General features: G+C 51.2%; 12 protein-coding genes. 7 read left to right on the forward strand and 5 right to left on the reverse strand.

Annotated features, from left to right (window positions below):
- Positions 1 to 55: 55 nt before the first annotated feature.
- From glnH to rhtA, 3 genes are all read right to left on the reverse strand, one after another.
- Positions 56 to 799 (reverse strand): glutamine ABC transporter substrate-binding protein GlnH, encoded by a 744-nt coding sequence (gene glnH, locus I6L74_RS14835; protein ID WP_059178564.1) that lies wholly within the window; start codon positions 797 to 799, stop codon positions 56 to 58.
- A gap of 362 nt (positions 800 to 1,161) precedes the next feature.
- The gene (gene dps, locus I6L74_RS14840; protein WP_012016699.1) at positions 1,162 to 1,665 is read right to left on the reverse strand and encodes a DNA starvation/stationary phase protection protein Dps; all 504 of its coding nucleotides are present in this window, start codon (positions 1,663 to 1,665) and stop codon (positions 1,162 to 1,164) included.
- A 300-nt stretch (positions 1,666 to 1,965) separates the two neighbouring features.
- Positions 1,966 to 2,853: a threonine/homoserine exporter RhtA gene (gene rhtA / locus I6L74_RS14845; RefSeq protein WP_059178563.1), complete on the reverse strand. Its 888-nt coding sequence runs from the start codon at positions 2,851 to 2,853 to the stop codon at positions 1,966 to 1,968.
- A 355-nt stretch (positions 2,854 to 3,208) separates the two neighbouring features.
- Between rhtA and ompX the strand changes: the two genes are divergently transcribed.
- The gene (gene ompX, locus I6L74_RS14850) at positions 3,209 to 3,727 is read left to right on the forward strand and encodes an outer membrane protein OmpX (RefSeq protein WP_059178562.1); all 519 of its coding nucleotides are present in this window, start codon (positions 3,209 to 3,211) and stop codon (positions 3,725 to 3,727) included.
- 138 nt (positions 3,728 to 3,865) lie between these two features.
- Here the strand turns inward: ompX and I6L74_RS14855 are convergent, their stop codons facing one another.
- Positions 3,866 to 5,449 (reverse strand): phosphoethanolamine transferase, encoded by a 1,584-nt coding sequence (locus tag I6L74_RS14855; protein ID WP_059178561.1) that lies wholly within the window; start codon positions 5,447 to 5,449, stop codon positions 3,866 to 3,868.
- Positions 5,450 to 5,727: 278 nt separating this feature from the next.
- Positions 5,728 to 5,856 (reverse strand): manganase accumulation protein MntS, encoded by a 129-nt coding sequence (gene mntS / locus I6L74_RS14860; protein WP_059178560.1) that lies wholly within the window; start codon positions 5,854 to 5,856, stop codon positions 5,728 to 5,730.
- Positions 5,857 to 6,039: 183 nt separating this feature from the next.
- Between mntS and mntR the strand changes: the two genes are divergently transcribed.
- The 6 genes from mntR (at position 6,040) to I6L74_RS14890 (ending at position 12,392) form a co-directional block, all read left to right on the forward strand.
- Positions 6,040 to 6,513 (forward strand): manganese-binding transcriptional regulator MntR, encoded by a 474-nt coding sequence (mntR, locus tag I6L74_RS14865; RefSeq protein ID WP_059178559.1) that lies wholly within the window; start codon positions 6,040 to 6,042, stop codon positions 6,511 to 6,513.
- Entirely contained in the window at positions 6,510 to 7,610 is a 1,101-nt protein-coding gene (locus I6L74_RS14870) for an anion transporter (RefSeq protein WP_059178558.1), read from the forward strand. Before mntR ends, I6L74_RS14870 begins: the two co-directional genes overlap by 4 nt.
- 101 nt (positions 7,611 to 7,711) lie before the next feature.
- The gene (locus I6L74_RS14875) at positions 7,712 to 8,752 is read left to right on the forward strand and encodes an aldo/keto reductase (RefSeq protein WP_059178557.1); all 1,041 of its coding nucleotides are present in this window, start codon (positions 7,712 to 7,714) and stop codon (positions 8,750 to 8,752) included.
- 157 nt (positions 8,753 to 8,909) lie between these two features.
- The gene (locus tag I6L74_RS14880; RefSeq protein ID WP_059178556.1) at positions 8,910 to 10,286 is read left to right on the forward strand and encodes a glycoside hydrolase family 1 protein; all 1,377 of its coding nucleotides are present in this window, start codon (positions 8,910 to 8,912) and stop codon (positions 10,284 to 10,286) included.
- 50 nt (positions 10,287 to 10,336) lie between these two features.
- On the forward strand, positions 10,337 to 11,665 hold the full coding sequence (locus I6L74_RS14885) for a PTS sugar transporter subunit IIC (protein ID WP_059178555.1): 1,329 nt from the start codon (positions 10,337 to 10,339) through the stop codon (positions 11,663 to 11,665).
- Between the two features lie 10 nt (positions 11,666 to 11,675).
- Entirely contained in the window at positions 11,676 to 12,392 is a 717-nt protein-coding gene (locus I6L74_RS14890; protein WP_059178554.1) for a GntR family transcriptional regulator, read from the forward strand.
- The last annotated feature ends 43 nt before the right edge of the window (positions 12,393 to 12,435 follow it).

Here is a 12,435-nt window from a genome sequence, read left to right on the forward strand (position 1 = left end):
CTAAAAAATGCAGGGGCGAAAGCCGCCCCTGAGCGTACAACGTCTTTAATAATAATTATTTTGGTTCAGTACCGAACCATTTTTTGTAGATTTCGTTGTAAGTGCCGTTTTCACGCAGCGTTTTCAGCGCGCCGTTCACTTTATTACGCAGTTCGTCGCTGCCTTTCGGGAACGCAATGCCGTACTGCTGTGCTTCCAGTGACTCACCAACCGCCTTGAACTTGCCGTTGCCCGCCGTTTTGATGAAGTACAGAATGTTAGGCGTGTCGTGCAGTACCGCGTCAGCACGGTTAGTGCCGAGTTCCATATAGGCGTTGTCGATGTTAGGGAACTGGCGCAGGTCTTTGGTTTTGATATTCGCTTTCGCGTAATCAACAGAACCGGTGCCGCTCTTCACTGCGACGACTTTACCGTCGAGGTCTTTCACGCTTTTCACGTCGTTGTTGTCGGCTTTCACCATCAACAGCAGGCCGCTTTTGTAGTAGCCGTCAGAGAATTCGATCGCTTTTTTACGTTCTTCGGTGATCGTAATACCCGCCAGCGCCAGGTCGATATTTTTGGTTTGCAGAGCCGGGATGATGCCGCTGAAATCCATTGGCTTCAGGGTGTAATCCAGTTTCAGTTCTTTTGCGATTGCCGCCCACAAATCCACGTCAAAACCAACGTACTTATCACCCTGCTTGAATTCGAAAGGAACGAAAGCGGTGTCAGTTGCCACAACGAGTTTGTCTGCGGCCTGAGAAGAAACCGCGAACGCCAGGGTAAGTGCAGCCAGTGAAACTTTTAATACAGACTTCATAGTATTTCCTTTTATATCCACGGGGCGATCCCCTGCGGGAGCAAACGGCTATATGAAAGAATCGTGCCAACTTTACAACCTATTGTTTTGCAAAGAGGATATAGAGTTACGTTGCACAATAATCGTTGCAAGAGTATCGATTTGCACCAAAGTGAGGCACTGTTTTGGTGCGTTTCAATGTAGTCAACAGACGGAAGGATATTAAGCGCAATTAACGACGATAAAACAATCGTTCGTTAACGATTTTGTGAGGTGATTATTACAACTTTTTTACTTTTGCAGCTGTCACAGAAAAAAGTGTGCACCATAAATGTGCAAAACCCCCACCGTAAGGCGAGGGTTTGATTGAAATTCCGTATGGATTATTCGATGTTAGATTCGATAAACCACAGGAACTGATCCAGGTCGCGAGAAGCCGCGGTCAGAATATCGGCTGTATCTTCATCTTTCGCTTCACCAATGGCTTTGCGCACGTCGTTCGCGACGATGGCATAGCGATCGGCCAGCTCTTTCAGGTGATCCTGTACAGAATGAATGTCCAGCGGGTAGCTTTTCAGCGCCGTTTTGCTGTTAATCACCTGGGTTGTACCCAGGGCCACACCGCCAAGCTGTACAGCTCGCTCCGCCATGGTATCAAGGTGAGTTACTAGTGCAGTACGGAATCCATCCAGCATTTCATGTACGGCAATAAAGTTTGCGCCGCGCATGTTCCAGTGGGCCTGTTTGGTGATTAATGACAGGTCAATGAACTGGATCACCTGGCGATTCAGCAACTCAATCGTCGCTTTCTTATCACTGTCCGATACATCGTTGCGGGTATAAAGCAGATTAGACGCTTTCGTTTTTACCAGTTTAGCGGTACTCATAATCTCATATCCTCTTGATGTTTTGTGTTCCAGGTAATTACCGGGAATAAGTATAGCACCGCTTTTTCTTTCTGCAGGGTTGTCTGTGCCTATCGATGTAATAGTGACAAGAGTGTTGTTCTCTTAATTCATTGATTTTATGGTTTTTTCTTTATTTATTGCGGATGAGTCTTAATTCCACATAATCATGTGAAATGCACTACATTATTTCACCATGATGACAAAGTATGTGCGGAAATAACGAAGGATAAGAATTGGCGTATATTCTGCATGGTAAGAAACCATGCAGAATAGGGCATATTAATGGATATCGATTTCTTTGATTTTAGGTTCAGATCGCATGGTCAGCGTTGAACCCATTGAAGCGGCAATAATCGAGCACAGCGCCAGTACCTGAATCAGCGTCAGGCTTTCGCCCAGAAATACCATTCCGGACATCGCTGCCAGCGCGGGTTCCATGCTCATCAATGTGCCAAAAATACGCGTGGGCAGCCGCGTCAGCGCAATCATTTCGAGTGAATAGGGCAGTGCGGTAGAGAGCACGGCGACCGCAAGGCCGATCGGCAATACAGACCACTGCCAGATGGATTCTGTCGCTTGCGCCATGCCTAGCGGGACAAAAATGATGGCGGCAATAAGTGAGCCTAACGCCACCGTGGCGGGCCCATGCTCTTCGCCTGCGCGTTGTCCCGTCAGGATATACACCGCCCAACAGGCGCCCGCACCCAGCGCCAGCGCGGCGCCGGTTAGATCGACGTGAGAAATATTCTGCCCAAGCGGCAACAGGAACCACAGCCCAAGTACTGCCAGCACCACCCAGACAAAATCCACGGGACGACGGGAGGAGAACAGTGCGACCGCCAGCGGTCCGGTGAATTCCAGCGCGACGGCCACCCCGAGCGGTACGGTTTGTATCGACAGGTAGAAGAGATAGTTCATCGCCCCCAGCGACAGGCCATAGAACAGCAGCGGCAGACGTTGCTCTTTTTTAAACCGTAATCGCCAGGGTTTAAAGATAATCACCAGAATCAGGGTGCCAAGCGCGATGCGCAGCGCAGTCACGCCGGGTGCACCTATAATAGGGAAGAGCGATTTTGCCAGCGACGCGCCGCTCTGTATTGAGAGCATGGCAATAAGTATCACGACGATGGGCAACCAGACCGGCGCTTTACGAGACAAACCAGGCATCCTTTCTCCTGTCAATTTATGTCAAAGGGAGTAAAAGCCGCAGTGTAATGGAAATAAAAGGTCAACGGTTGAGACTTTGTTGAAAAAAAGTGTCCGCAAATCCGTAAAATGGCTGCAGGTTGATGAATTAATCAGCTAATAGATTAGGAATAATCTGGATGAACGTAACGTCATTGACGCGCAAAATTAGCGAATAAATGCGGAAATTCAGAGTTATTTGAACGAGATAACTGTTCGTTGAAATGTTCTGTTACATCAAAGACTCTGTTAGACATTACGAATCACAAAGAGTTTCACCAGATTTTTTGATATATTTAAAACTTACGGATTAACTTGAAGCACATTTGAGGTGGTTATGAAAAAAATTGCATGTCTTTCAGCACTGGCCGCTGTTCTGGCTGTTTCCGCAGGTACCGCTGTAGCTGCTACTTCTACCGTTACCGGTGGTTACGCTCAGAGCGATATGCAGGGCGTTGTAAACAAAGCTAACGGTTTCAACCTGAAGTATCGTTACGAGCAAGACAACAACCCGCTGGGCGTGATCGGTTCTTTCACTTACACCGAGAAAGATCGCTTTGAAGATGGCGCGTATAATAAAGCTCAGTACTACGGTGTTACCGCAGGTCCAGCTTTCCGCCTGAATGACTGGGCAAGCATCTACGGTGTTGTAGGTGTTGGCTACGGTAAATTCCAGCAGACCGAGAATGAAAGCCTGAACCGCAGCGCAACTAACAGCGATTACGGTTTCTCTTACGGCGCGGGTATGCAGTTCAACCCAATCGAAAACGTTGCTCTGGACTTCTCCTATGAGCAGAGCCGCATCCGCAACGTTGACGTTGGCACCTGGATCGCAGGCGTGGGTTACCGCTTCTAATCACTTCGGTGATGAAATAAAAATCCGCCCATTGTGGCGGATTTTTTTTTGGAAGGTAACAGCAAAATGGCAACCCTTTGGGTTGCCATTTTGTATTGATACTTTCTCACACCAGGAGAGAGGTGCAGGCCGCATAAATCAGCGACTTTTTATCTCAAACACATCCGTCCCCAAATGGGTGTATTCCACTTTCTGTAACTTAAAGTTGGTAACGTAGACGGGGGGCGCTTTCTTGTTAGACACAAACGGGTAATTGTTGGCGATCTCTTTTGCAGAAATCCCTGTCCACTGCGCGAAAAAGTTCAGGAAATCGTTCGCTGAGCGGCGCGCTTTAATCACACGATGCTTTTTATCATCGCTCGACAGCACCATAAAAGGCACCTGAAAATTCTGCTGGAACTTATCATCGTGCGCCAGGTACTGTACCGCTTTACCCCGTTCTTTGAATGCCAGACCATGATCCGAGAAGTAAACCATGGAGAAGCTGTCACCCGTGTTTTGTAACTGGGTATACAGTTTGCTCAGCAGATCGTCGGTTTGCGTCATCGTGTAGAGATAGCAGGACGTCTCTTTTGACTGCACGAATTCTGCGTATTTCCCCTGCGTGCGATCGCACGCTTGTGGATGCGATCCCATCAGATGCAGGACGATCAGTTGAGGTTGGGTGCGTTGAGACGCAAACACCTGCGAAGTCATCTTCAACAGGGCTTCATCTTTAGTGTTTTTATCCGCTTCGAAATCGCCGTTTTTCAGGAACTGAGCTTCATCGGCACGCTTGGCAATGCTGGCAATCGCCGTGTCATATTCTCCGATTTGGCCCTGATTAGAAAACCACCACGTCTGGAAACCGGCGCGGTTGGCCAGCGTGACAAAATTATCCTGGTACTGCGGTTTCCCATCGACCACGCGGCTTAAGGTCAGGCCGAGTGACTTTTGCGTTGATCCGCTTGCTGCGACGTAATCTGTAAAGAGCGCGCCGTTGACTGAGCTGGCAAACGGCGTGTTATTCCAGTGACCGCCAAAGGCGCCCAGCGCATCACGGCGCGCGCTTTCGCCAATCACGACCACGTAAGTATGGTATTTGGGCTTCACTGCCAGCACGTTCCAGGTGTCTTTCATGTTTGAAAGCTCAGCCATACGCGCCTGCTCATCGATCACTTCTTTATTGTTTACCACGATATCTTTTACGAAGCGGAAAACGGGATAACCCGTGTCTTTCAGCTTGAAAACACCACCCCACGCCAGGTTTTGTACCGGAGCCACAAAAAAGGCCGCTACGCTGACGACGAGGCACAGGTTATCTATTTTGCTCCATGACTTTTTCTCTTGCGGCTGACGACGCACCGCAATCACGCCCAGCGCAAAAATGAGCAGGCCAATGACGTAGCTGTACCACGGGAAAATCGTCAGAATCTCCGTCGACTCTTCCATATTCGTGGAGTGCAGCGCGAGCAAAGTATTAAAGTTTGGCGCGCCATAAGCCTGGCCAAAAGGGTAATACATCGCGGCGACCACAGAGCAAATTCCCACTACCACTTTTTGCACGCGTGGTGCGCTTCGCCACATCAGATGCAGCAGGCAGGTAAATGCGACGGCGTACAGCAGGCTATAGGGATAGCCAAGCGCAAAGTTAATCAGCAGTGATTGCAGAAAGTAGAATCCCGTCCACGGGCTTAAGGCCCGACTGCGGGTAACGATCGTGTCTTTCAGGGTTAAATTCATAGGTCACTATCATAAAACGCCATGTGCTCACCCTGGCGTCGAGGGTCAAAGCCTGCCTGACAGTGCGTGGAGAGGGAGTAAGGGTCCGCTATCGCGAGCCGCAAATGGTGCAGGGCTGCAAGAAGATAGAGCCAGTCGGCAATTAGGTCAACAGTTGCTAAGAAGATGTTTTGCGAGAGGGGCTGCAAATCCGTAAAAAAGATCGGGGAATGAGGGGCAAACGGCCAGAATACAGAGGGAATATGACAGAAAAATGAAGCGGCGTACCGCAACGCCGCTTAGTGTTTGGGTTTGTCGTTTTGCTGTGGCTTACCGTTAAAAATGTCGCACAGCATGTTCAACAGCATTAATCGCACTTTAAAGGGGGAGTGGCTAAACACGTTCATGCACCTCTTGAATTCGTTCATGTGACCTCCTGATTTCAGATCCCTTCGATCCGTGAAGGGTGACTGCATTACATACAGATATAGCACAGGCTATATTGTATAGCTATGGCTAAATCGTTAAATTTTTGTGCTTGTAGAGCTATGGTTTACACTGTGCGCTCTCGTTATAGGACGCCACGGGCGTCACCCCACTGAGGAAGTACAATGAACAGTCGCGCAGGTAAGCCAACTACAAAAAAAAAGACGCAACTGGTGAATGTTGAAGAGCACGTTGAAGGGTTTCGTCAGGTGCGTGAGGCGCACCGTCGCGAATTAATTGATGACTACGTTGAGCTGATTTCGGATCTCTTTCGCGAAGTCGGAGAAGCCCGTCAGGTGGATATGGCCGCACGCCTTGGCGTCTCTCAGCCTACGGTCGCGAAAATGTTAAAACGCCTGGCGTCAGTGGGACTGATCGAAATGATCCCCTGGCGGGGTGTTTTCCTGACGCCAGAAGGGGAAAAACTGGCCCAGGAAAGCCGCGAGCGCCATCAGATTGTCGAAAATTTTTTGCTGGTGCTGGGCGTGAGCCAGGATACGGCCCGCCGTGATTCGGAAGGGATTGAGCATCACGTCAGTGAAGAGACGCTGGAGAGATTCCGCGAATTTACGCTTAAATACGGTACCCCTGCTGAATGAACATCCCTGGACTGCAGGCGCTTGCACGCGATCGCTTTTTCCATCTGCTACTCGTTATTGGCGTCGGGCTGAGCTTTTTCGTGCCCTTTGCGCCAAAAGGCTGGCCTGAGGCCATCGACTGGCACACGATCATTACCCTCAGCGGGCTGATGATGCTCACCAAAGGCGTTGAGCTCAGCGGTTATTTTGATGTCTTGGGGCGCAAAACGGTGCGTCGGTTTGCTACCGAACGCAAATTAGCCCTGTTTATGGTGCTGGCCGCCGCGCTGCTCTCCACGTTTCTGACCAACGATGTGGCGCTTTTCATCGTGGTGCCGCTCACCCTGACGTTACGCAAGCTCTGCGAAATCCCGGTTAACCGGCTGATTATCTTTGAAGCGCTGGCCGTTAATGCCGGATCGCTACTGACGCCAATTGGTAACCCGCAAAACATTTTGCTGTGGGGACGCTCGGGGCTGTCGTTCGCGGCCTTTACCTGGCAAATGGCACCGCTGGCGCTCGCCATGATGGCATCGCTGCTGGTGGTGTGTTGGTTCGCGTTTCCCAATAAAGCACTCAATTATCATAGCGGAAGCGTGACTCCCCAGTGGAAGCCGCGTCTGGTGTGGGGTTGTCTGGCCCTGTATATCGTTTTCCTGACAGCCCTTGAAATGAAGTTCGCACTCTGGGGCGCTTTGCTGGTGGCGGCGGGCTTTTTGGTGCTGGCACGTCGTGTGCTGATAAGCGTCGACTGGACGTTGCTGCTGGTTTTTATCGCCATGTTTATCGATGTGCATCTGTTGATTCAGCTGCCCGCTTTGCAGGGCGCGCTGCACAGCGTGACCGATTTGTCACCTCTCGGACTGTGGCTGACGGCAATCGGGTTGTCGCAATTCATCAGTAACGTGCCCTCCACCATCTTGCTGATCAACTACGTGCCGCCCACCGTGCTTTTAGCCTGGGCCGTGAACGTCGGAGGATTTGGCCTGTTGCCTGGGTCTCTGGCGAACCTGATCGCGCTCAGAATGGCGAACGATCGCCGTATCTGGTGGCGTTTTCACGTTTGGTCGCTGCCAATGCTCATCTGGGCGGCACTGATTGGCTTTATGCTGGTTTAGAGAAATGGGCAAGAAATAGACAGGAACGACACATTCGCAATCGGGACCAGAGAGGTATAACTCTCTGGTAGCTTTTAAACGAAGATTGCGAGGAGCGTCGTATGCGTTATCAAAAACTGGGTAATACGGGTCTGTTTGTTTCCGAGCTGTGCCTTGGCACCATGACGTTCGGGGGTGAAGACGGCATGTGGGGCAAGATTGGTCAGCTTCAGCAAAGCGATGCCGAAAAGCTGGTAGGGCGTGCGCTGGATGCGGGAATCAACTTTATTGATACCGCCAATGTCTATTCAGAAGGGCGCTCGGAAATCATTACCGGGCAGGCGCTGAAAAACCTGAAAATTCCGCGTGAAAATGTGGTTGTCGCCACCAAAGTCTTTGGCGAAACCGGCACGGCAGGCGTTAACTCTCGCGGCAGCTCGCGATATCACATCATCAACAGTGCCAAAGAGAGCCTGCGCCGCATGCAGCTCGATCATATCGATCTCTATCAACTCCATGGATTTGACCCGGCCACACCGATCGAAGAGACACTTTACGCCCTGGATAATCTGGTCCAACACGGTCACGTGCGCTACATCGGTGTGTCAAACTGGGCGGCCTGGCAAATCGCCAAAGCGCTGGGGATTTCTGAGCGTCTGGGGTTGGCTCGTTTTGCGTCGTTGCAGGCGTATTACACCATCGCCGGGCGCGACCTTGAGCGTGAGCTGGTGCCGATGATGCAAAGCGAAAACGTGGGATTAATGGTCTGGAGTCCATTAGCAGGGGGATTGCTGAGCGGCAAATACGATCGCGACGGCAAAAGCGAAACCGGCGGACGCCGCCTGGAATTTGATTTCCCGCCAGTGGATAAAGACCGGGCATTCGATTGTGTGGATGTGATGCGCGCGATTGCTGACAGCAAAGGCGTCTCCGTCGCGCAAATCGCGCTGGCGTGGCTGCTGCATCAGAAAGTGGTCAGCAGCGTGATTATTGGCGCAAAACGCATCGATCAGCTCGACGATAACATTGCCGCAACGGGCATTCGCCTGAGCGAAGATGAGCTGAAACAGCTGGATGCGGTCAGCGCATTGCCGCGTGAATATCCAGGCTGGATGCTGGAGCGCCAGGGTGAATATCGTCGCAATCAGTTAGCCCAGCAGTAATCGTTAATTCCGATCTTCAAGCCGGATTCGCATGGCGCGTCCGGCTTTTTTATTTCTATCCCGCTCACAAAAAACGATCCTTCTCTTTGATTGATTTTTCATCTTTAGCTATATGACTAGTCATGAAATTTAAATGACTAGTCATATAGGAGCGAACATGAATCAATCACTACCAGCGAATTTTTTATGGGGAAACTCAGTTTCCAGCATGCAGACGGAAGGCGCGTGGAACGAGGGCGGAAAAGGGATGTCGGTGTATGACATTCGCGAAGCCGGTGAAAACGCATCCGACTGGAAAGTGGCGACCGATTCGTACCATCGCTACAAAGAAGACTTTGATTTAATGCAGGATCTGGGCATGAACTGCTATCGTTTCCAGATCGCCTGGAGCCGCGTTTGCCCGCAGGGTGATGGCGAGTTTAACGACGAAGGCATCGCCTTTTACGACCGGTTCATTAACGATCTGATCGCGCGCGGTATTGAGCCGATGGTGTGCCTGTACCACTTCGACATGCCGCTGGCGCTGGCGAATGAATACAACGGATTTATGGACAGACGAGTGATGGACGCATTTATCCGTTACGGCAAAAAAATGATCGACTGCTTCGGCGACCGTGTGAAGTACTGGTTGACCTACAACGAGCAGAACATCTTCCATATGCCGGAAGCCTTCCGTGTGTCAGGCTATATGCAGGGCGAGCAAACCCTGCGCGAGCTGTACCAAATCCAGCATCACACGATGGTGGGGCATATGGCACTGACCGAATATTTGCATCAGACGAAACCCGGTCAGTTGATGGGCGGCATGCTGGCGCATCAGCTGATTTACCCTGCTACCTGCAAGCCGCGCGACATCTTCTGCGCGCAGCAATATGACGAATTCCTCAACCAGAATCTGCTGCGCGTCTTTGCCGGTCAGGGCTACAGCCCAGCGGTGATGGCGGTCGTAGAGCAGCAGGGCTTCAGCGAAATCTATCGTGCAGAGGATTTGGCGCTGCTGGCGCGCACTAAAAATGACTACATGGCCTTTAGCTATTACGCCAGTAAAACGCTGGACAGCGATCCGATTCCAGAAGGCACACCCGTCAATTATTACCTCGCACACGGCGAAAAAAATAACCCGTTCCTGAAGGCCACCGAATGGAACTGGCAAATCGATCCGCTGGGCTTTCGCACGATTATCACCCGCTACTACAACGACTGGCGTTTACCGGTATTCCCGATAGAAAACGGGATCGGCGTTATCGAATCCTGGGATGGCGTCAATCCGGTCGAAGACGACTACCGCATTGACTATCACCGCAAGCATTTTGACGCCATGAAAGCGGCCATATTTGAAGACGGTGCGCAAGTCATCGGTTATCTCGGCTGGGGATTGATCGATATTCTCAGTTCACAGGGGGATATGCGTAAGCGCTACGGCGTGGTGTATGTAAACCGTGAAAACCACGATCTCAAAGACCTGAAACGCGTGCCGAAAAAAAGCTACGCCTGGTTGAAACAGGTCATCCATAGTAACGGACGCGATTTGTAAGTCGTACGCTGCCGGACCGTTTTTGTGACTGATTGATGGGAATATCCGCTATGTCTGATACAAAAATCACACCTGCGATGCAGTCTTTTGTTGATAAGTTTGTTGAGTTCTCAGCGCGCCTGGCAAACCAGGTGCACTTACGTTCTCTGCGCGACGCTTTTGCCACGGTCATGCCCATATTCATTCTCGCCGGGCTTGCGGTGCTGGTGAATAACGTGGTGTTTCCGTGGGTGCTTGAGGGCGACACGCTCGCCGAGTTTAAAGTGTGGGGCGAGGCGATCATTAACGGCACGCTGAATATCGCGGCGCTGCTGTTAGCGCCGATGATCGCCTGGTCGCTGGCACGCAACAAAGACTTCGACAATCCGGTCTCGGCAGTGGTTATCGCTGTCAGCAGTTTTATCATTATGATGCCGATGCAATTACAGCTGGTTCCCGTGGGGAGTCAGACGGCGGTGAACGTCACGCAGGTACTGACGTTCTCCAATATTGGCTCGACGGGGATCTTTGCAGGAGTACTCATTGGCCTGCTTTCTACCGAAATTTTTATCGCGATATCTCGCATAAAATCGCTGCACATTTCGCTGGGCGAGAACGTGCCGCCAGCAGTCAGTAAATCGTTTACCACGCTAATCCCCACGATCATTACGCTCTCTCTGTTTGCCGTGCTGGCAGCGCTGCTCGCCAACGTGCTGCACACGGATCTGATTCACCTGATCACGACGTTTATCCAGCAGCCGCTGCGGTTGATCAACACCAGCCTGCCGGGCACGCTTTTTATCTACAGCTTTGGTAATTTCTTGTTTACGCTGGGGATTCATCAGTCGGTGGTGAACAGCGTGATTCTGGAACCGTTCTTGTTGATCAACACCAACGAGAACATGATCGCGTTCGCCAACGGGCAGCCGATTCCGCATATTATCAACAATATATTTGTCCCCACCTTCGGCATGATTGGCGGAACCGGAAGTACCATTTCGCTGCTGATTGCGATTTTTATCTTTGCACGACAAAATTCGTCAAAGCAGGTTGCGCGGCTGTCGTTGGCGCCAGGACTGTTCAATATCAACGAGCCGGTAATTTTTGGCCTGCCGATCGTGTTTAACCTGCCGCTGATGATTCCGTTTGTCCTGCTGCCGGCCATCGGCATTTATTTTGCCTGGCTCTGTACCACGCTCGGACTGATGTCCCGCTGTGTCGTGATGATCCCGTGGACAACACCGCCAATACTCAGCGCCTGGCTGGCGACGGCCGGAGACTGGCGCGCGGTGGTGGTGCAGTTGGCAATCATTGTATTTGGTGTATTCTTCTACCTGCCTTTCCTCAAGATTGCAGAGCGAGTGGCGTTGAAAAACAGTGTGATAGCGGATCAATCATAAGGAAAAGGCGATGGCGGCGAAGTACATCACCATAGCGCGGGAAATCAAAAAACGCATTATCAGTCAGCAGTATGCCGCCAACGAACCGTTGCCCGACCAGTTTGCGCTGGCGGCGGAGTTCAGCACCAGCCGCATGACGATTCAGCAGGCCATGCGCCAGCTGATTGTGGAAGGGCTGGTGTATACGCGCCAGGGGCAGGGGACATTTATCCGTAAAAACTTCCTGCAGCTATCGCAGTGGGATCTTTCCGGAAGCGACTATTTTGGTGCGACCAAAACCTGGGAACATCTTGGAACGGTCAGCAGCAAAGTGGTGCATTTCGAACTGCGTTTTCCGAATGAGAAAGAGCAGTCTTCGCTGATGATTAATGTCGATACGCCCGTTTATGATTTTATCCGTTTGCGCTCGCTCAACGGCGAGCCGATGTCGCTGGATTCAACCGTGATGCCGCTGAATCTGGTGCCGGGCCTGAACAAAGCGCACCTTGAAAGCTCGGTATTTCAGTACGTTCAGGAGACGCTGGGGCTGAAAATTATGGGGTCGTATCGGGTGGTCCGTGCGTTAAAACCGACGGCGCTTGATATGCAGCATCTGCTGTGTGAACAAACCGATCCGGTACTGGAAGTCGAGCAGGTTATCTATCTGGAAGACGGTACGCCGCTGGAATATGCCCACTGCCACTACCGCTACGATCACGGCGGGATAGTTATCGTGAATAACGGATAATAAAAAAGCGGGCTAAAAGCCCGCTTTTTTTATGCCGCGATTC

Source organism: Lelliottia amnigena (genome assembly GCF_019047465.1).
Lineage (GTDB): Bacteria > Pseudomonadota > Gammaproteobacteria > Enterobacterales > Enterobacteriaceae > Enterobacter > Enterobacter amnigenus.